The sequence below is a fragment of the Paeniglutamicibacter psychrophenolicus genome (assembly GCF_030812255.1).
In the GTDB taxonomy this organism is placed as follows: Bacteria; Actinomycetota; Actinomycetes; order Actinomycetales; family Micrococcaceae; genus Paeniglutamicibacter; species Paeniglutamicibacter psychrophenolicus_A.
Genome location: NZ_JAUSSH010000001.1, coordinates 392,847 through 412,762 on the forward strand (window position 1 = coordinate 392,847; position 19,916 = coordinate 412,762).

16 protein-coding genes and 1 riboswitch are annotated in these 19,916 nt (G+C 66.1%); of the genes, 10 read left to right on the plus strand and 6 right to left on the minus strand.

The genetic code is table 11. The features are described from left to right. Nucleotides 1-102: 102 nt before the first annotated feature. Nucleotides 103-1,635 carry a deoxyguanosinetriphosphate triphosphohydrolase family protein gene (locus tag J2T21_RS01785; RefSeq protein ID WP_307577829.1) on the minus strand — a complete coding sequence of 511 codons (1,533 nt, stop codon included), beginning with the start codon at nt 1,633-1,635 and terminating at the stop codon, nt 103-105. Nucleotides 1,636-1,969: 334 nt separating this feature from the next. Here J2T21_RS01785 and J2T21_RS01790 point away from each other — a divergent pair, with 334 nt between their 5' ends. Both J2T21_RS01790 and J2T21_RS01795 read left to right on the plus strand, forming a co-directional pair. Beyond that, nucleotides 1,970-2,410 carry a hypothetical protein gene (locus J2T21_RS01790; RefSeq protein ID WP_307577831.1) on the plus strand — a complete coding sequence of 147 codons (441 nt, stop codon included), beginning with the start codon at nt 1,970-1,972 and terminating at the stop codon, nt 2,408-2,410. Between the two features lie 218 nt (nt 2,411-2,628). Further along, entirely contained in the window at nt 2,629-2,850 is a 222-nt protein-coding gene (locus J2T21_RS01795; protein ID WP_307577833.1) for a hypothetical protein, read from the plus strand. Nucleotides 2,851-3,187: 337 nt separating this feature from the next. Here J2T21_RS01795 and ilvD read toward each other — a convergent pair whose 3' ends face one another. After that, nucleotides 3,188-5,056 (minus strand): dihydroxy-acid dehydratase, encoded by a 1,869-nt coding sequence (gene ilvD / locus J2T21_RS01800; protein WP_307577835.1) that lies wholly within the window; start codon nt 5,054-5,056, stop codon nt 3,188-3,190. A 77-nt stretch (nt 5,057-5,133) separates the two neighbouring features. Here ilvD and J2T21_RS01805 point away from each other — a divergent pair, with 77 nt between their 5' ends. The 7 genes from J2T21_RS01805 to J2T21_RS01835 all read left to right on the plus strand — a co-directional run bounded on the left by J2T21_RS01805 (nt 5,134) and on the right by J2T21_RS01835 (nt 14,824). Next, nucleotides 5,134-5,970: a helix-turn-helix transcriptional regulator gene (locus J2T21_RS01805; protein ID WP_307577837.1), complete on the plus strand. Its 837-nt coding sequence runs from the start codon at nt 5,134-5,136 to the stop codon at nt 5,968-5,970. Between the two features lie 433 nt (nt 5,971-6,403). Further along, nucleotides 6,404-6,521, plus strand: a riboswitch (SAM riboswitch). Between the two features lie 106 nt (nt 6,522-6,627). Next, complete coding sequence (locus J2T21_RS01810) at nt 6,628-7,554, plus strand: methylenetetrahydrofolate reductase (protein ID WP_307577839.1); 927 nt, start codon at nt 6,628-6,630, stop codon at nt 7,552-7,554. A gap of 53 nt (nt 7,555-7,607) precedes the next feature. Continuing rightward, nucleotides 7,608-9,965 carry a 5-methyltetrahydropteroyltriglutamate--homocysteine S-methyltransferase gene (gene metE, locus J2T21_RS01815; RefSeq protein WP_307577842.1) on the plus strand — a complete coding sequence of 786 codons (2,358 nt, stop codon included), beginning with the start codon at nt 7,608-7,610 and terminating at the stop codon, nt 9,963-9,965. Nucleotides 9,966-10,069: 104 nt separating this feature from the next. Next, nucleotides 10,070-11,410: an O-acetylhomoserine aminocarboxypropyltransferase/cysteine synthase family protein gene (locus J2T21_RS01820; protein ID WP_307577844.1), complete on the plus strand. Its 1,341-nt coding sequence runs from the start codon at nt 10,070-10,072 to the stop codon at nt 11,408-11,410. Between the two features lie 18 nt (nt 11,411-11,428). After that, nucleotides 11,429-12,637, plus strand: coding sequence for a cystathionine gamma-synthase (locus J2T21_RS01825; protein ID WP_307577846.1), 1,209 nt, complete (start codon nt 11,429-11,431; stop codon nt 12,635-12,637). A gap of 206 nt (nt 12,638-12,843) precedes the next feature. Further along, a complete protein-coding gene (locus tag J2T21_RS01830) occupies nt 12,844-13,851 on the plus strand; it encodes a bile acid:sodium symporter family protein (protein ID WP_071215951.1) in 1,008 nt (335 codons plus the stop codon). 289 nt (nt 13,852-14,140) lie between these two features. Beyond that, a complete protein-coding gene (locus J2T21_RS01835) occupies nt 14,141-14,824 on the plus strand; it encodes a hypothetical protein (RefSeq protein WP_307577848.1) in 684 nt (227 codons plus the stop codon). 322 nt (nt 14,825-15,146) lie between these two features. Here the strand turns inward: J2T21_RS01835 and J2T21_RS01840 are convergent, their stop codons facing one another. Continuing rightward, nucleotides 15,147-15,446 carry a hypothetical protein gene (locus J2T21_RS01840; protein ID WP_071215949.1) on the minus strand — a complete coding sequence of 100 codons (300 nt, stop codon included), beginning with the start codon at nt 15,444-15,446 and terminating at the stop codon, nt 15,147-15,149. 439 nt (nt 15,447-15,885) lie between these two features. On the opposite strand from J2T21_RS01840, the gene J2T21_RS01845 reads away from it, so the two are divergent. Further along, nucleotides 15,886-17,415 carry an FAD-dependent oxidoreductase gene (locus J2T21_RS01845; protein WP_307577850.1) on the plus strand — a complete coding sequence of 510 codons (1,530 nt, stop codon included), beginning with the start codon at nt 15,886-15,888 and terminating at the stop codon, nt 17,413-17,415. 30 nt (nt 17,416-17,445) lie between these two features. Here the strand turns inward: J2T21_RS01845 and J2T21_RS01850 are convergent, their stop codons facing one another. The 3 genes from J2T21_RS01850 to J2T21_RS01860 all read right to left on the minus strand — a co-directional run bounded on the left by J2T21_RS01850 (nt 17,446) and on the right by J2T21_RS01860 (nt 19,769). Continuing rightward, entirely contained in the window at nt 17,446-18,042 is a 597-nt protein-coding gene (locus J2T21_RS01850) for a hypothetical protein (protein ID WP_307577852.1), read from the minus strand. A 100-nt stretch (nt 18,043-18,142) separates the two neighbouring features. Next, nucleotides 18,143-19,201 carry a Gfo/Idh/MocA family protein gene (locus J2T21_RS01855; RefSeq protein ID WP_307577854.1) on the minus strand — a complete coding sequence of 353 codons (1,059 nt, stop codon included), beginning with the start codon at nt 19,199-19,201 and terminating at the stop codon, nt 18,143-18,145. Nucleotides 19,202-19,244: 43 nt separating this feature from the next. Then, the gene (locus J2T21_RS01860) at nt 19,245-19,769 is read right to left on the minus strand and encodes a gamma carbonic anhydrase family protein (RefSeq protein WP_113764163.1); all 525 of its coding nucleotides are present in this window, start codon (nt 19,767-19,769) and stop codon (nt 19,245-19,247) included. Nucleotides 19,770-19,916 lie beyond the last annotated feature (147 nt).

A 19,916-nucleotide genomic window follows, 5' to 3' on the forward strand; every position in this document is an offset into this window, starting at 1 on the left:
AATACTCAAGTCTTGACAAAAGAGATCTCCTCGGAAGAGAACTAGGTCGGCGAGCCGACGGAGTCGACACCTTGGGTTTGTTCCTGTCTGCACCACTCCCGGCTATAGCCCGCGTCCCACTTCCCAGATGGACTCGGAGGTGCCGGTGAGCAGGGCATTGACGGAGGCCGCCTGCGCGTCGGTGAACGAGGCGATGTAGTCGACGATGGCCCGGGCCCGGCCCAGCCGCTCGATCTCCCCGCGCGAGGCCTCGGTAAACAGCTTGGGGGACTCGGTGCGCAGCAGGCGGTACTCGCCGGTTGCGGCCTCGACGGAGTCCAGCAGCCGGCGCGGGGCCCGGGCGGCATCCTGCGGGTCATCCAGCCACGCCGCCAGCCCCTCGGCCAGCGACCTGATGATGCGGGTCTGCCCGCGTTGGTACAGGGCCAGGTCTGAGCGCTCGAGCACGAAGCGCTCGTGCACGAACTTGAGCACCACCACGTCGTGCCAGGCCTCGTCGGCCAGGCGCACGTGCCCGCTGCGGACCACCGGGTCCTTCTCCACCGCGATGGAGGCCTGGAGCCGGTTGATCCAGCGCCGGGTGAAGGCGGTGACGGCACGGTCGGCATCAAGCCCGCCGTCGTAGGGCAGGGCCAGCAACCCCTCGACCAGGTCGTGGTCCACGCGCTCAACGGAGGCACGGAAGGCCTCGGCGTTGGCGATCCACGGGTCCTTGGCCGCGACCTTGCGCCAGGTGCGCTCCAGCCCGTGGCCGGGGATGCGCAGGTCAAGCTCGCGCGCATCCAGCATGGACAGCGCGGGCCCGGAATCGAGCCAGTGCCGCAGCTCGGAGGACACCAGGGAATACTGCAGCACCCCGGCACGGTAGAAGTCGTCCAGGTCGTGCACCGCGTAGGCGATGTCGTCGGCGATGTCCATGACCGAGCATTCCAGGGTCTGCTGGTGGTCGGCGATCTGCCCGAAGACCGAGAGCACGTCGCGCATCTCGGCCGCCTCGATGTCGTAGGCCGAGTACTTCACCGCCGGGCTGCCGCCGCCGGCGCCCACCCCGCGCGGCAGCAGTTCCGGGGGACGGGACGGAAGGGAACGCCACTCGTTGCGGGTCCAGGGGTACTTCAGCACCGCGGCCCGCACGGCCCGGGTCAGGTTCAGCCCGCGGGCGCTGGCATCGCAGCTGTCCAGCGCGGTGAGGATGCGGAAGGACTGGGCGTTGCCCTCGAAGCCGTCGGGCAGCCCGAGGATCTGGCGTGCGGCCCGGTCCAGTTCCTGTTCGCCCAGGTGCCCGAAGGGCGGGTGGCCCAGGTCGTGGGCCGCGGCGGCGGCCTGCACCACGACGGGGTCGCAGCCGCCGAGTTCCTCCACGAGCCTTTGCGTGGGTTCATTGGCATTGCGCAACCCGATGGCGATGGAGCGGGCGACCGCGGAGACCTTCAACGAGTGGGTGAGCCGGTTGTGCACCACGGTTCCGGCGCCTGCCTGCGGGATCACCTGGGTAACCGCCGAGAGCCGGGAGAAGTAGGGGGAGAAGCGGATGCGTTCGATGTCGACGCGGAATTCGTCTTCGCCGGGCCGCGATTCCTCGCTGATGTCCCGGTCCCGTCCGCCGCTGAGGTGTGTCGTGTTCCTGTAGTCCATGGTGCGCTCCAGCCTAATGGGCACATGGTGCGGGTAACCGACGACTCACGGCGTAGCCGAAGGGTGACACCCAATATTTTGCTCAACGGCTTCTTTGGCGCAGGTACGTCTTCCCTGTGCTGCGTCCAGGTGGGGCTGCTTTCCGGGAAGTGCACCTTCGACCTCGGGAAGCTGTTCATCCGATCTCATTCGCAACGACCGGGCTTCGACTGCAAGTGTCGGAAGTTCAGGTATGCAGTTGCTCGGGGGTGGTTTTCACGATCGGGCATCCGGAAATGCGCGCGTTATGACGACGTACTTGACGTACATGAAGTACTTGAGGATCATGGATTGTATGAGTACCCCAACACATGAAAACGTCGGCACGCACGCCTACGGGTTTACCCAAGCGAGGGAATCACTGAAAGCGATTCTGGATTCCAGTGAGCGGGGCGGATTGTCCATGATCAGCCGTCCCGACCGGGCACCAGCCGCCGTGGTCAATGGTGAGAGTCTTCGCCGCTATCTGGCGCTAACTGTTGTGCCTAACGTTCAGGTAGTGAACGAGGATGGCGCCTGGGTAGTCTTCATGCCTGGGCAACCCTTTGCCACGGAGGCCACGGAATTGGACGATGCTCTGATGGACTTTGTAGTTGCTTTGCGGGAGTATGCCGAGGATTGGGAAGACCATTTGCACGTCGCACCAAACCATCGCGAAAATTGGGCTTTGGTCCAGCTTGTTGGACTTTCCTCGAATGAACAGTTGACATCATGGCTGACTGGCTCTGAGATATGAACGCCCGCCGACTCGGTGGACGGGATGACCATGAGAAGTTCTGCCTGACTGAACGGTGGGAACTTCTGAAGAACGCACGTGGGAAGCCCGTGCGTCACCACGCAACGTACCGTCTGGTTCTCGAGGATGGAAGGATCCTGCGGACCCGAATTTCGCGCCCGATCGACCGGACCACCTACTCGAATTCCATCTGGAACCACATTCTCCAGGATCAGCTCATGGTCGATGACGATGAGTTTTGGGCATGTGTGGAAGGCGGGGTGTTGCCTGCGCGCGGGACCATGCCCGAGCTTTCTGTGGCGCTTCCCTTGGCATTGGTCTGGCAGCTCACCCGGACGGCAGGCATTGCAGAGGAAGTCGTTGCAGCGATGACGAAGGAGCAGGCCATCCAGGCACTCAACGACTACTGGATGAACCAAGGGAACCAACCCGGCGGCTAACAGTTCGACCCGGAAAAAGATGGGCATGGCTTGCGATGTGCCAAGGACAAACGCAGGGCAGCCACTCGCAGGCTCCTGGATTCACCGAGCGTCGAGGTACAGACGTCTTTTTAAGGTAGAGATATGCAATCCTTCCAGGATCAGACTGTCATGGACGGCGATGCGCCAGGTAGCAATGCCCAGCAGTGCAGGCAGAGCAGCATGGCACATCATGGGGCACAGGTGCTGAAGATAGCCGCACCCCCAGCGTCATCAAGGGGAAAACACCAACGGGTGCCCATCTTTTCGGAGGGGCACCCGCTCGTGGAATCAATACATCGCGCGGACGCGGTTGTCCTTAGACCCGCGCGGGCAGCGGAACCGAGATTTCCGGTACGTAGCGCACCGCACCCTTGTCCGCGGACTGGGCGAAGGCAGCGTAGGCACGCAGCGCCGGGGAAACCACGCGGTCGCGGTCACGCGGCTGGTAGCCAATGGTGGCTTCCAAGACCTCGCGGCGGCGGGCCAGCTCGTCCTCGCTGACCTCCAGGGTGATGGAACGCGACGGGATGTCGATGGAGATGGTGTCCCCGTTCTCCACCAGCGCGATCGCGCCGCCGGCCGCGGCCTCGGGGGAGATGTGCCCGATGGACAGCCCGGAGGTGCCGCCGGAGAAGCGCCCGTCGGTGATCAGCGCACACTTGGCGCCCAGGCCCAGTCCCTTGAGGAACGAGGTCGGGTAGAGCATTTCCTGCATGCCGGGCCCGCCGCGCGGACCCTCGTAGCGGATCACCACGACGTCACCGGGAATAATCTCCTTGCTCAGGATCGCGGTGACCGCATCGTCCTGGGATTCGAAGACCACCGCGGGCCCGGAGAACGTGAAGATCGATTCGTCAACCCCGGCGGTCTTCACCACGCAGCCGTCCAGCGAGATGTTTCCACGCAGCACGGCCAGGCCGCCCTCCACGGAGTGGGCGTGTTCCATCGAGTGGATGCAGCCGTTCTTCGCGTCCAGATCCAGGGTGTCCCAGCGCTCGGACTGGGAGAAGGCCTCGGCGGAGCGCACGCAGCCGGGGGCCGCGTGGAACAGCTCGATGGCGGTCTCGGTGGCCTTGCCGCCGCGGATGTCCCAGTCATCGAGCCACGAGCGCAAATCGGTGCTGTGGATGGAACGCACGTCGTGGCGCAGCCGGCCGCCGCGGTCCAGCTCGCCCAGGATCGCGGGGATGCCGCCGGCGCGGTGGACGTCCTCGACCAGGTAGTCGCCGTTGGGTGCGACCTTGGTCAGACAGGGGGTGCGGCGGGAGATCTCGTCGATGTCGTCCAACGTGAAGTCGAGCTCGGCCTCCTGGGCCGTGGCGAGCAGGTGCAGGATGGTGTTGGAGGAGCCACCCATGGCGATGTCCATGGTCATGGCGTTCTCGAACGCGGCACGGTTGGCGATGGCGCGCGGCAACACGGAGGCGTCGTCGTCGAAGTAGTGGGACTTGGTGATGTCCACAATCGCGCGGCCGGCGTCCTCGTACAGATCCTTGCGGGCGGTGTGCGTGGCCAGCGTGGTGCCGTTGCCCGGCAGCGACAGGCCCAGGGCCTCGGTGAGGCAGTTCATCGAGTTGGCGGTGAACATGCCCGAGCAGGAACCGCAGGTGGGGCAGGCTGCTTCCTCGACGCTCAAAAGGTCCTCGTCGGAGACCGAGTCGTTCACTGCGTCGGCGATGGCGGAGATCAGGTTCAGCCGCTTGCGCACGGTGCCGTCCACGAGCACCGCGGTGCCGCCCTCCATCGGGCCGCCGGAGACAAACACGGTGGGGATGTTCAGTCGCATGGCGGCCATCATCATGCCCGGGGTGATCTTGTCGCAGTTGGAGATGCAGATCAGCGCATCGGCGCAGTGCGCGTTGACCATGTACTCGACCGAGTCGGCGATCAAGTCGCGGCTGGGCAGCGAGTACAGCATGCCGCTGTGGCCCATGGCGATCCCGTCGTCCACGGCGATGGTGTTGAACTCGCGCGGGATGCCGCCGGCCTCGATGATCGCGTCGGAGACGATGCGGCCCACCGGCTGGAGGTGGGTGTGGCCGGGTACGAATTCGGTGAAGCTGTTGGCGACGGCAATGATCGGCTTTCCGAAGTCGGAGCCCTTGACGCCGGCGGCGCGGAGGAGCGCGCGTGCTCCGACCATGTTGCGGCCATGGGTGACTGTTCGTGAACGTAATTCAGGCATGATCCAAGTCAACCAGCACCTTCCACACGGCGGAAGACGCTCCTAGTACTAGTAGTGGCAGTGATAGATTTAGGGTCATGAGTGTTGAACGCAGGCGGGAACTGGGGCAGTTCCTGCGGGATCGGCGCGGCAACCTGGTCCGCGCGGAACTGGGGCTGCCGTCGATCGGGCGCAACCGCACGCTGGGCCTGCGCCGGGAGGAGATCGCCGCCTTCGCCGCGGTCAGCGTCACCTGGTACACCTGGCTTGAACAGGGGCGGGACATCAACGCCTCCCGCCAGGTGCTCGAATCCATCGCCCGCGTGCTCACCCTGACCGCTGCGGAAACGGCGTACCTGCTGGCCATGGGCGGCTACACCCCGGTCCCCGCCACCGAGGTCATGGCGATCGAGCAGGCGCCGGACCACCTGCAGCGGCTGCTCGATGCCTTTGACTTCCCGGCGTTCGCCGTCGCCCCGGACTGGGGCATCGCCGGCTGGAACCGTGCCTACGCGGGCCTCTACACGCGCATCGGCGCGGTGGGCCCGGAGGACCGGAACCTGCTCTGGCTGATTTTCACCGATCCGCACCTGCGCCAGATGCTGCCCGACTGGGAAGAAACCTCGCGGCACTTTGTTGCCGAGTTCCGTGCCGAGGCCGGCGCCCGCCTGGGATCGGCCGCCCACACAACACTGCTGAAGCGGCTGGGCGAAGCCAGCGGGCAATTCGCCAAGCTCTGGGCCGACCGCGGCGTGGAGCGCTTTGCCTCCCGGCAGCGCGTGTTCCTGCACCCGGTGGCCGGCGAGCTGGTCTTTGAGCAGCACCGGCTGGTGCCCTCGGACGCCCCGGAACTGCACCTGGTGATGTACGTGCCGGTGCCCGGAACCCCGACCGGGGAGAGAATGCGCAAGCTCCTGGCGGACGAAACCTCCTGACGCTGCCCTGCGCCAAACCGAAGCGCGGACCGAATTGCCGGCCACGGCGCCCGAGTCGCGTTCCGTACGCACCCCTCATGCCCATCCAGGGGTCCTGCCGCGCCCGGCCAGGGAGCCCCGCCGGCGGCTGCCCCACTGCCCGAATCCGGTGACCCGGCCGCCGCTTGCGACCCCTCGCGGTCCCCGGCACTGCTCCCGCTGGCAGTGCCGGGGGACGTCACGGAAGCTTCACGGAAATTCCTCGGTCGTCATACTCGATGCAAAAATCCTTGAAATCCAAGGGAAGCAGTCGAATTTCCTCCCGTAACAATGTGACCCTCACGGCGAGCAAAAATGACGCTGCGGGGTCATGTGAAGTGCTTTAACCGTTCGTGACAGCCCGGCCGGCAGGCCCCTTGCATCCGTGGTTTCGGCGGGCCCAAGATGGATACATCAACCATCAAGAGCGGCTGAGAGATCTGGCTCGTTGACGCCGCAGCAACCATCGTCCGATGGAATTCCCCGTGCGGGAATCCGGTCGGCGAGGGTGCTAAGGCCAGAAGCGATGGAGCCGCTTTCGGCGTTCACTCACATCGCCGCAGGAAACCCGTTGACGGGCGCCTGGGGCTTTTGTGGTGAGCCTTGAGGCCTCCCTCGTGTCGACGAGGAGTAATTTCAATGAGCATTGCACCGACAACAGCACCGCCGTCACTGTCCTACGAGCTGTACCCGCCGGTGAACCGCGATGCCTCCGAGGGTGTTTTCAACACCATCACCGCACTGGAATCCACGGATCCCGACTACGTGTCGGTGACCTACTCGGGGTCCCCGGCCCGCCGCAACGCGTCCCTGGAACTGATCGAGCACCTCATCCAAAACACCCGGCTGCGTCCGCTGGCACACCTGACCTGCGTGGGGGAGAGCCGCGAATCGCTGCAGAACCTGATTCGCCACTTCATCTCCCTCGGTGTCCGGGGCGTGCTGGCACTGCGCGGGGACCTGCCCACCGATCCGCAGGAATGGCGCGGGGAATTCCCCTTCGCCCGCTACCTGATCGAACTGATCCGGGAGGTGGAAGCCGAACACTCGGCAGCACTGGCCGGCGGGCGGCTGGGCGTGGGCGTTGCCGCCTACCCCATCCGGCATCCCGAATCCCCGTCCTTCGAGCATGACGTGGAGGTGCTGTTGGCCAAGGAACGCTCCGGGGCCCATTACGCCATCACCCAGGTGTACTTCCAGCCCGAGGAATACACACAACTCGTGGAATCCGCCCGTCGGGCCGGGGTCACCATCCCGGTGATCCCCGGGGTCATCCCGCTGAACTCGCTGCGGCGCCTGAACCGATTGGCGTCGATGACGGGGATTGCCCCGGATCCGATCCTGGCCCATGCCCTGGAAACCGCAAGCTCGGAGGCCGAACGCCACCGCATCGGCGTGGACGCCGCCGTCAACCTGGCCCGCCGGGCCTTCGACGACGGGGCACCGGGCGTGCACCTCTACACCTTCAACGACCACCGCGGCTCCCTCGATGTCATCGAGCAGCTCGAACTGCCGCGGACCCGCGCCACCCTCACCAACGCCTGGGCCACCCGCGCAGCGGTCTGACCCGCACCTTCCTTCCAACTTCAGCAACGTCAACAACACCAAGGAGAAACACCATGTCGAAGCCAACCTTCCCCGCCGCATCCATCCTCGGCTACCCGCGCATCGGGCCGAACCGCGAACTGAAAAAGGCCCTCGAGGCCCACTGGGCCCGGAAGACCGACGAAGCCACGCTGCACGCCGCCGCCCTGGAGCTGCAGAAGGCGAACCTTTCCAGGCTTGCCGCCCTGGGCCTGAAGCCCGACGACGCCTCGCTGCCGGGAGACTTCGCCTACTACGACCAGATCCTGGACGCCACGGTCGCGCTCTCGGCCCTGCCCACCCGCTTTGCCGACCTGGCCGACGCCAACGGCGCCATCGACACCGCCGCCTCCTTCGTCCTGGCCCGCGGCGACGAATCCCGCGCCCCGCTGGAAATGACCAAGTGGTTCGACACCAACTACCACTACCTCGTCCCGGAAATCGGCGAAGCCACCCCGGTCAAGGCCAACGCCGCCGCGCTGGTCGAATCCTTCAAGGCCCACGCCGCCAACGGCACCACCATCCGCCCCACACTGGTCGGCCCGATCAGCTACCTGCTGCTGGCCAAGGCCGAGGACGGCGCCGCCGCCGGATTCGACCCGCTGACCCGCATCGATGAGGTCGTCGCGGCCTACGCACGGATCCTCGCCGAACTGTCCGCCGCCGGCGCACCATGGGTGCAGCTGGACGAGCCTGGCCTGGTCACCGACCGCGGCGCCGAACTGGCCGTCCCCGGCGAGCTCGCCGAGACCGTCTACACCAAGCTGGCAGCCGCCACCGAACGCCCGGCACTGCTGGTCACCTTCGGCTACGGCACCGCCGGGGAACCGACCCGCCCGGGTGCCACCCAGGGCCTGCTGGCCCGCGCCGGTGTCGAAGCCGTGCACGCCGACCTGGTCCGCGGCGCCCTCCCGACCGCCGAATTCCTCGGCGATTTGGCCGGCTCCACCCTGATGGCCGGAATCGTGGACTCGCGCAACATCTGGCGCAACAACCTCTCCGCCTCGCTGGGGATCCTCAAGTCCCTGCGCATCGAGGTCGAGAAGGCCAACGGCACCCTGGCCGTGGGCACCGCCACCTCGCTGCAGCACGTCCCACACGATGTCGCCCTGGAAGCAAACCTTCCGGCCCACCTTCCCGAATGGCTCGCCTTCGCCAACCAGAAGGTCGCCGAGGTCATCACCCTGGCCAAGGGCCTTTCCGAGGGTGAATCGGCGATCGCCGCGCAGCTTTCGGCCGCCGAATCGGCCATCGCCCACCGCGCCGGCTTCGCCGGGACCACCGTCGCCGCGGTGCGCGAGCGCCTGGCCAACCTGACCACCGCCGACTTCTCCCGCTCCGACGCGCAGACCCGCAAGGAAGCCCAGGAGGCGGCCCTGGCGCTGCCGCCGCTGCCGACCACCACCATCGGTTCCTTCCCGCAGACCACCCAAGTCCGCACCGCCCGCGCCGCCCACAAGGCCGGCACCCTGGATGACGCCGGCTACGAGGCCTTCCTCAAGGAGGAAATCACCCGGGTGGTCGAGCTGCAGGAAAAGCTGGGCCTGGACGTGCTGGTGCACGGCGAGGCCGAGCGCAACGACATGGTCCAGTACTTCGCCGAGAACTTCGACGGCTTCTCCGAGACCGAAAACGGCTGGGTGCAGTCCTACGGATCGCGCGCCACCCGTCCCTCGATCCTCTGGGGCGACGTCTCCCGCCCGGCGGCCTTCACCGTCCCGTGGATCTCCTACGCCGCGTCGCTGACCAACAAACCGCTCAAGGGCATGCTCACCGGACCGGTGACCATCCTGGCCTGGAGCTTCATCCGCGACGATGCGCCACTGGCCGTCTCCGCCAACCAGGTCGCCCTGGCGCTGCGCGACGAGATCGCGGACCTGCAGGCCGCCGGGATTTCCATCATCCAGGTCGACGAGCCGGCGCTGCGCGAGCTGCTGCCGCTGCGCGCCGCGGACCAGGCCAAGTACCTGGGCTGGAGCGTGGATTCCTTCCGTCTGGCCACCGCCGGCGCGGTTGATGCCACCCAGATCCACACCCACCTGTGCTACTCGGAATTCGGCGAGATCATCGAGGCCATCGACGCGCTCGATGCCGACGTCACCTCGATCGAGGCCGCCCGATCCCGCATGGAGGTCACCGCGGATTTGACCAGCTACGGCTACTCCCGCGGCATCGGCCCGGGCGTGTACGACATCCACTCCCCGCGTGTTCCCTCCACCGAGGAAGTCGCCGAGCTCATCGACATCGCCCTGGGTTCGCTGGATCCCAAGGCGCTGTGGATCAACCCGGACTGCGGCCTGAAGACCCGCGGCTACGCCGAGACCGAGGCCTCGCTGGCCAACCTGGTTGAGGCAGCCGTCGCCGCCCGCGCCGCCCTGGGCGTCGCGGTCTAGCCAGCACGCAGGTGTGCGGGTGCGGCACCGAGCCATTCGGTGCCGCACCCGCACACCATCCCCCAACACGCACTTTTACCTCCCTCGGCCCGAAAGGCACGATCATGGCCTCCAGCTCCTGGCACAACGCCACCACCGAAATCCACGCCGGGTACTCCCCGGCGGGAGAACACCGACCCATGACCGTGCCGATCTACAACACCGCGGCCTACCAGTTCCCCGACTACGCCACCGCCGCCCAGCTCTTCTCGCTCAAGGAACCGGGCTTCACCTACTCGCGCACCGGCAACCCCACGGTCGCGGTGCTCGAGGAGCGAGCCGCCGCCCTGGAGGGCGGGATCGGGGCCATCGCCACCGCCACCGGGCAGGCCGCCGTGGCGCTGTCGCTGCTGGCGCTGCTGCAGGGACCCAACCACCTGGTGGCCTCGTCCAAGCTCTACGGCGGCACCGTCGACCTGCTCACCGACACCTTCGCCGACTTCGGCATCACCGTGACCTTCGTCGACCCGGAGGACCCGGCGAACTGGGCCGCGGCCATCACCGAGAAGACCCGCGGCTTTTTGCTCGAGTCGGTCTCCAACCCGCTGGCCACCCTGGTGGATTTGCGCGCCATCACGGATCTGGCCCACGCCGCGGGGATCCCGGTGGTCGTGGACAACACCCTGGCCACCCCGGCCGCCTACCGGCCCATCGAGTTCGGCGCCGACATCGTGGTGCACTCGGCCACCAAGGCCCTGTCCGGCCACGGATCGGTTCTTGGGGGACTGGTCATTGACGCCGGCACCTTCGATTTCACCGATGCCGCCCGCTGGCCGCAGATCGCCGGACCCAAGGCGCGTTACTACGGGGATTCGCTGCTGGGGCGCTACGGAGCCAAGGCCTACCTGATGCTCGCACGCTCCAAGTTCCTGCACGATCTGGGCCCCACTCTCTCGGCGGCCTCGGCCAGCTCCATCCTCACCGGCATCGAGACGCTCTCGCTGCGCGTGGCCAAGGCCCAGGCCAACGTGCTCGAACTGGTCGAGGCCCTGGGCGCGCATCCGGCCGTGGCCCGGGTGCACCACCCCTCGGTGCCCACCCACCAGGACCACGAGCTGGCCAAGGAACATTTCCCGGAAGGCACCGGCTGCGTGTTTTCCTTTGACCTCAAGGACCCGGCAGCGGTGCCGCAACTGGTCGATTCGCTGAAGCTTTTCGCGCTGGCCGCCAACATCGGGGACGCCCGCTCGCTGATCGTGCACCCGGCCGCGATGACCCACTGCCGGCTCAACGATGCGCAGCTGGCGGCCGCAGGCATCGCTCCGGGCACGCTGCGCCTGTCCGTGGGACTCGAGGACGCCCGCGATCTGGTCGCCGACCTCATCTCCGGGCTCGACGCCCTGGGCCGGAACAACACCACCACCGAAACCGTGGCCAACGCGCCGCGCGAAACCGTCAACGCCTAGGGACCAGGGAGCAGAATCATGGGAACCACCAGCCACCAGGGTTTTAACACCCAAGCCATCCACGCGGGCCAGGCGCCCGACCCGCTCACCGGGGCGGTCATCCCGCCGATCTACCAGACCAGCACCTTCGTGCAGGACGGGATCAACGTGCTGCGCAGCGGGCACGAGTACTCCCGCGGCTCCAACCCGACCCGCAACGGATTCGAAACCCAGCTCACCGCCCTGGAGGGCGGGCATGCCGGTTTCGCGTTCGCCTCCGGGATCGCCGCCGAGGACGCGCTGCTGCGCGCGGTGCTGGCACCCGGTGACCACATCGTGCTCGGCGCCGACGGCTACGGCGGCACCAACCGGCTGGTCAACCGCCTGCACGGCAAATGGGGGATCACCAACACCCCGGTGGACATCACCGATCTTGAAGCCGTCGCCGCGGCCGTGCAGCCGGGAAAGACCGCGCTGCTCTGGGTCGAAACCCCGTCGAACCCGCTGCTGGGCATCGCGGACGTGGCCGGCTGGGCACGGATCGCCCATGCGGCAGGTGCCCTGCTGGTCGTGGACAACACCTTCGCCACCCCGTTCCTGCAGCGCCCGCTGTCCCTGGGCGCGGACGTGGTAGTGCATTCGACCACCAAGTACATCGGCGGGCACTCGGATGTGCTCGGGGGCGCGGTGATCGTGGCCCGGAAGGAATTCCGCGGCGAGGAGCTGGCGCAGTCCGTGGGCTTCCAGCAATTCGCCGGGGGAGCGGTGGCCGGGCCGCAGGACTGTTTCCTGGCCGCCCGCGGGCTGAAGACCCTGGGGCTGCGCATGGAACGCCACTGCGCCAACGCCGCGACCCTTGCCGATTGGCTGGGCACCAGCGAGGAAGTCGAAACTGTCCTGTACCCGGGCCTGGAATCGCACCCCGGCCACGAGCTGGCCAAGACGCAGTCCAACGGCTTCGGCGGGATCGTCTCGATCCAGTTTGCCGGAGGGGAAGCCGCGGCCCGGGCGTTTGCCGAGTCGATGAAGCTCTTTGCGCTCTCGGTGTCCCTGGGCGGGGTCGAGTCGCTGGTTTGCTACTCGGCGGAAATGACCCATGCCTCGGTGGTCGGCACCCCGTTGGCCGTGCCGCGGAACCTGGTGCGCCTGAGCGTGGGAATCGAACAGGTCGAGGACCTTCTCCAGGACCTCGAGCTCGGACTGTCCGCAGCCCGGAACGCCTCGCGCCAGTACGCGGGAGCCAGATAAAGACTTGCGGTGGTCCCTTGTGAAGGTCTGAGGGGGCTGGGGAGGGGCCACCGCAAACCCGTCCGGAACGAAGGCGGCGGGAATGCGTGAAGCAAATGAAGCCGTGCTGCCGCGATAAGCGGTAGATGGTTGGCGATGAGCGGCAAGCGGTGAACGGATTGTTGTCACAAATGGACAGTGACTGATCAGTTTGTCACGATCTATTCATGTCAATTGATCGAAACGTACAACCAAAGCCCGGACTGGATGCCGAAGAGCGCAGCGCAAAGATTGCCGTGACGCTCTTCCCGCTGCTGGTCCTGGCCGGCGGGGCGTTCGCCCTGTTCTCCCCGGAAACCTTCAGCGGATTCTCCAAGGCCATCAACCCCTTGCTCATGGTCATCATGTTCGGCATGGGCCTGACCTTGACGCTTCCCGACTTCGCACTGGTCGTGCGCAAGCCGCTGCCGGTGCTCCTGGGCGTGGTGGCGCAGTACGTGATCATGCCGCTGCTGGGCCTGGGCATCTCCATGTTGCTGCAGCTGCCCCCGGCCCTGGCCGCCGGTGTCATCCTGGTTGGTTGCGCACCGGGAGGCACCTCCTCGAACGTGGTGACCTACCTGGCCAAGGGAGACGTCGCGCTCTCGGTGACCATGACCTCGATCTCCACCCTGCTGGCACCCATCTTCACACCGCTGCTGACCCTGTGGCTGGCCGGACAGTATCTGCCGGTTGACGCCGGGTCGATGGCCAAGTCGATCGTGCAGATCGTGCTCATCCCCGTGGTCCTGGGCCTGGTGCTCCGCGTGATCCTGCCGCGCCTGGTCGCCAAGGTGCTGCCGGCCCTTCCCTGGGTCTCGGTCATCGCCATCACCGGCGTGGTGCTCATCGTGGTGGCCGGAAGCGCCGCCGCCATCTTCAGCGCAGGTGCGCTGATCCTGCTGGCCGTCATCCTGCACAACGCCGGCGGTGTGGCCCTGGGCTACGGAACCGCGAAGCTGTTCAAGCAGCCCATCGCCACGCGCCGCACCATGGCCATCGAGGTTGGCATGCAGAACTCCGGCCTGGCCTCGGGCCTGGCCAAGACGTACTTCACGCCGGAAGCAGCACTGCCTGGCGCGGTGTTCTCGGTCTGGCACAACCTCTCCGGTGCGGTCATTGCCGCCTACTGGCGCCGCAGCAGCGCGAAGAATGCCGAGCGCGAAGCCGCCGAAGCGGAACTCGTGGCCAAGTAATCAACAAAGGCACGAAGTAAGGCACGGTGTTTCGCGCTGAGCAATCATCGCGAAACACCGTGTCTTTTCATCGCAGATGGTTGTGCAGTCGTGGAACGGGCGGCCCGCGTTGCAGCCCAATTTGTCCTTTGACGAGACCTGAGCACTTGAGTTTTCGGCAATCTAAGCGCGTCCTGAACCTTTTTGCGGGAATCGTTGGCCATCCCGGCAAGGACGTCAGTCAGACTAGACAGGCTGTCTAAGCTTGGTGGCAGGCCCACCAACCTGGGGAATAGGAGCAGCGCCACCCATGAACATCCCTCGACCGCGCATAGCGTTTCTACCCAATACACCTGACGCGAGGCTGCTGGCGGACCTCACGAGTCACGCAAGCGACCTTTCAGAAGCCTCGCATACCCTGGGCGAGGCCTTCGCGGCGGGTGAGGGTTCCGGCTTGTGGTTGCCACTGACGTCGCACGCGGTCACGGCATACGTCCGCCCATTTATTCACTCCAATGTCCGCACCCGCCTTGACGAAATGCCTGGCATCCCGGCCATGTCGTCCGCTCTCAAAACGGTGCACGACACCATTCGCAAGTATCGCAACACCACCATTGCCCACTCGCAATCGGACCTGGCCGTGCCGCTCCCCGTTGCCATCCTGGACGCCGAGGGCCTGGCGGTCGAAGTCAAAGGCATATCCATCATTCATCAGATGCCACTCATCCTTGCCGAACGCTTCTCCTGCCTGGTTTCTTCGATGGAGGACGTCGTCGACCAAGCAACCCAGCCGGTTCTGGAGCGTCTGTGGGCTTGGCTGAAGGACGAGACCGCGGATACTATTCGCGATTGGGCGAAACCGGAGTTTGCCCACGCCACCGACGAGGACTTCACCGCAGCACAAAAAAGAACAAGGACGCCCAGTTTCACGGCCTACTGGCACGTTGAACAATCACCAGACGGCGAGCAGCCACACGAACCCCCGTCGGACTAACGCTCATCAGGCCGATCTGTCATGTGGGACAGAACGCGGGTAGGTATTGCGTCTATCAGAAGGTCCGGCTGCAGCGTCACTCGTCCCCAACCCCAGACATCTAATAATGCTCTTTCGGCTCCAGGGGAACTGAGGAACATACGTGCATGTGCCAAGCGCAGCGGCCTCGGAAGTCCCATTCCGAGCCAAGGACCCCACCGCAGCGCAGCTAGTTTTCCGTTGAGCATCCCCATTGAAAGTCAGCGCCTCGCGATGGCCAAGGTCCCGATCGCACTGGAGATAGGGTGATCGGCGCGAGTGGCCCAATGCCCGGCATCTTGGTTCATTCGATGCCGTCGTCCAAGACCGTGGGCTTCACCGGGTTGCCCTTGTCGTGGCGTGAGCGTGCGCGCCCATAGGGGCTGCGTGAGTTCTGCTTCCACCACCACCAGTCGGCGTGCGAGGCGGCCCGGCGCAGCAGGTCTGCACTGAGCGGAGCAAACCCGCTGGCGACCAGTTCCCGGTGGATGTCCTCGGCTGCGCCATAGGTCATGGACTTCCACTGCTTGCGGCTGCGCACGCCGTGGCGGTGGTCCTTGCACCATGTGTTGAGCCTGTCAAACAGCTCTGTCCCTGTGTCCATGGTTGATACTCCTTGCGACTCGGGAATTCCGAGCCAGGGCTTTTGTGGTTCCTTCCTGTGCCGGCGCACGTTGGTTACATGCTGATTCTCGGCCGGGCAGTGGCCGTTATGCAAGGACAACATCCCCGGACCACACACCGAATTGGTTCCACGTGCCACATCCGCCTCGGGTCTAATCGTTGCCCGGTGCGCCGCGGAAGGATCCAAATAGAGGAAGGGAACCAACGCTGCACCACACCCGGGCCGAAGCGCGCCATTGATAAAGCCCCAGCCAAAGGCCATGATCAGGGCAAGGCCGCGATCAGTTCACGTGTCCGGGGAAGGATTCGACGAACTGCAATGCTTTGGCCCCGCGCACATCGGGCCGGGCCGAAACACGCTCAGGTCCGAGGCGACCCGAATTCCATGGAATTGTGCAGGACAACCCGAAGGAGACACCGTGACCACCGCAGCGAACAGTGAACGGCCCGAAGGCGAACCCGTCTCCCTCTGGGTGGCCACCGGCGGAACCACCGATTATCCGCCCCTGCGCGGAGACATGGAGGTGGATGTCGCGGTGATCGGCGGAGGCATCGCCGGGTTGGCCGCGGCTCTGGCGCTCAAGCGCGCCGGCCGGAGCGTAGCCGTCGTTGAGACCGCCCGCGTCGGGACCGGGGTCACCGGCCACACCACCGGCAAGGTCACCTCCCTGCAGCGGCTTGCCTACACGGGACTGCGCGAGAGCCACGGCATCGATACGGCCCGAGCCTACGGCCAGGCCAACGAGGCGGCGTTGCGCCACATCGCGGAGGTGGTGGCGGCCGAAGGCATCGACTGCGACTTCCGCCGCGTCGCCAACTACACCTACGCCGAATCCGACGACGCGCTGGCGAAGGTGCAGGCCGAGGCGGAGTTGGCCAAAGAACTGGGCCTTCCCGCCGCGTTCACCACCGAGGTGCCGCTGCCCTTCGACGTCAAGGGTGCCGTGCGGTTTGACGGGCAGGCGCAGCTCCATGCCGTGAAGTACCTGCAGGGACTGGCCCGTGCGGTCCACGGGGAGGGCAGTTTCGTCTTTGAGCAGTCGCGTGCCCAGGACATCCAGGATGGTTCCCCGTGCGTCATCACCTTGGAGAGCGGCAGCATCAGGGCAAACGACGTCATCGTCGCGACCAATGCGCCCTTCGGCGACCACGGCCGTTTCGATGAGCGGTGTTACGCCCACCGTTCCTACCTTGTCGCCGGGCTTATCGACTCCGCACCGCTGGATGCCACGTTCATCAGCGTCGATGAACCCATGCGTTCCATCCTGACGGTCGCCGTTGACGGCAAGAACTACATGCTCGCCGGAGGGGAGGGCCACCGAGCCTCGGAACCCGGGGACTCGGCCGAACGGTACCGCCGGCTGGCCACGTTCACCCGCGAGAAGCTCGGTGCGGCAAGCATCGCCTACCGGTGGTCCACGCAGGACGGCATCCCCGTCGACGGACTGCCCTACGTCGGTCCCCTGTCACCCGGGGCCCGGCACTTCTACGTCATCACCGGGCTGCGCAAGTGGGGGCTGACCAATGGGACGGCCGCGGCATTGATCCTCGCCGATACACTCATGGGCCGGGAAAACCCGTGGGCGGCGATGTTCAACAGCAACCGTGCTCTCCCCGAGGGCACCAAGGAAGCGTCCGCCGGGCAGGAACCCCTGGCCGTGGGCACCGCCGCGGCGGAGGAACCTGCCGGACTCCGCACCGGTGCCCAGCTGGATCCCGGGCAGGGTGCGGTCATCGAGGCCGGGGGCGAGAGCACTGCCGTCTACAAGGATGCCCTCGGCGGCCTTCACGCCGTCTCGGCCATCTGCACGCACCAGGGGTGCACCGTGGAATTCAACCCCGCGGACACCACCTGGGACTGCCCCTGCCACGGCTCCCGCTTCACCACCGACGGCACCGTCATCCAGGGCCCTGCCGTCAAGGCGCTCCCGGCCCGGACTGCACCCTGAACCGGTGCCGGGACCAGCCTGCGGAGTCGTTTAGCCTTCAAACGGTGCAGGCAGCATATCGCGGTGCGGAACGATGGACACCACTTCCAGCCGCGGGTCTTGGTGCAACGCCCGGAACAAATCGGGCGAAGCTGCAATGACCAGGGAATCCGGATACAGTCCGGTGCCCCAGGCAAAGGAGTGGTTGGGATCCTCGACGAAATCCGGGACCCGGTCGCGTACACCGCGGAAGATGATTTCCTCGAGGCAAAGGTCTTCGTGGAGGTATTCCTGGCCGTAAAAGTTGCTGGTCGTGGCCCCGGGTGTGAAGGGCCGCGAGCGCCCGACCCATGTGCGGGTGTTCAGCGGAAGATCCGTGCCCAGGTGTGCGCCCAGGATCTCACGCAGGGCAGCGGCGGTTTCCCGGTCCAACCGGCCCAAGGGGGCATCTGGTGGATAGGCGTCCGGATGCTCCTCCAGATACGCGCTCCACAGCTCGTTGCAATCCGCCGAGGCCTCCAACCCGGCCCCGGGCGGAAGCAGGGATGACCAACGGCGAGGGGCCTCGTGGTTGTCGTATGCGGGCAGGAAGAGGCGCAGCAGGTGCAGCGAACGGAATTCCCCGCCGATGTAGTCACGGGCCAACATGGAGTCTTCCTTTTTCGGGGAGGGAACCGGGAAGAAAAAAGGTTTCGCGGTGCCGAAAAATTCTCCGACACCGCGAAACCCCGTCTTGCCTTGCTTGCCACTACTTCACGAAGGCATCGTTCGGGTAGCGGATCCCCAGCTGGTGGCGGATCCCGTCGAAGATGGCCATGGTGTTCACCGAGTGCTCCCACGGCATGGTGGGGGACTCGTTCAGGCCCTCCTGGATGCAGCGGGTGGCTTCGCGGAACTCGTAGGTGTAGTTCCCGCCCACCGGCTCAAAGACCTCGGTCCGCGCCGGCCCGTTGACCGGGTGGATGAAGAGCTTGGTGGGGTTGTGCAGCGGGGCGTTGGTGCCCAGCCATCCACCGGTGCAAGCCACCCGGGCTTCCTTGGTCGGCGAGCTGGTCAGCGAAACCATCAGTTGCGCGTGGCGCACCCCGGTGTAACCCAGGGTGATGGCGGTCTGGATGTCCACTCCGTCGTCGTTGAGGTCGCTGCTGGCCTGCACCGAGGTCGGGAAGCCCATGGCCCCGATGGCCCAGGTGAGCGGGTAGACCCCCATGTCCAGCAGTGCGCCGCCGCCGGCCTCCGGGTCGTAGAGGCGCCAGGTCGGGTCGTAGGGGGCCAGGAATCCCAGGTCCGCCTGGACCCAGGACGGCTCGCCGAGCTCGCCGGACTCCAGGATCTCCATGGCCCGGGCGAATGCGGGGGTGAAGCGCGACCAGACGGCTTCCATCAGGAACAGGTCGCGGTCCTCGGCCTCGGCGACCAGGGCGCGGGCCTCGGCGGCGTTGATGGTCAAGGACTTCTCGCACACCACGTTCTTGCCGGCCCGCAACGCGGCCATGGCGATCTCGAAGTGCTGCCCGTGCGGGGTGCCGATGTAGACGGCCTCGATCTCCGGCTCGGCAAACATGGCTTCGTAGGAGCCGTAGGCCCATTCGATGTCATGCTTGTCGGCGAACGCGCGGGCGCGTTCCTCGCTGCGGGAGGACACCGCAATGACGTTGGCGTCCTCCAGGGACTGGAGATCTGCAATGACATTTTCAACAATGCGCCCGGTGGAGACAATGCCCCAGTTCAGCGAGCGGCCCGTGGCCCTGATTGGTGAGGGGGCGCTTGAATGGGCGGCGGGTGGTGCCTGGATGTAACGAACCATCGTACGTGTGCTCCCTATGCAGTATTGGGCTGGGTGGGTGGACCTAACGTGCGGCGTTTGCCTCACGGTGCTTGGCCGCCAGCACCAGGTAGTGGGCGGCGTTTTCCTTCAGGGATTCGACTTCCTCGTCGCTGAGCTCGCGGCGCACCTTGGCCGGAACCCCGGCAACCAGCGAGCGCGGCGGTACCTGGGTGCCCTCGAGCACCAGGGCACCGGCGGCAACCAGGGAGTTCTCCCCGATGACCGCACCGTTCATGATGGTCGCGCTCATGCCGATGAGGCAGTCGTTGCCCACGGTGGCCCCGTGGACCACGGCCGAGTGGCCCACCGAAACGCGCTCGCCGATGGTGCAGGGGAATCCTGTGTCGGCGTGCAGCACCACGTTGTCCTGGAGGTTGGTGCCCTCCTTGACGGTGATGGTGTCGGAGTCCCCGCGGGCCGAGACGCCATAGAAGGCGCTGGCATTTGCACCCAGGGACACGTCCCCGGAAAGCGTTGCGGTTGGTGCCACGAAAGCGGTGGGATCGACGGACGGGGTTACTGAATCAATGGTGATGATGTGGGCCATGGCACCCACTCTAGCCGGTGCCCTGCGGGTGCTTTGGTTGCGCGACACGACGTTGTCGATGGCGTATGCGGGACCGGGGAGACCGTGCCGGGGCCATGGGCCCAGGGAGCCTGCCCGGCCGGTAACCGGAGGGCCGTGCCCGGTCGG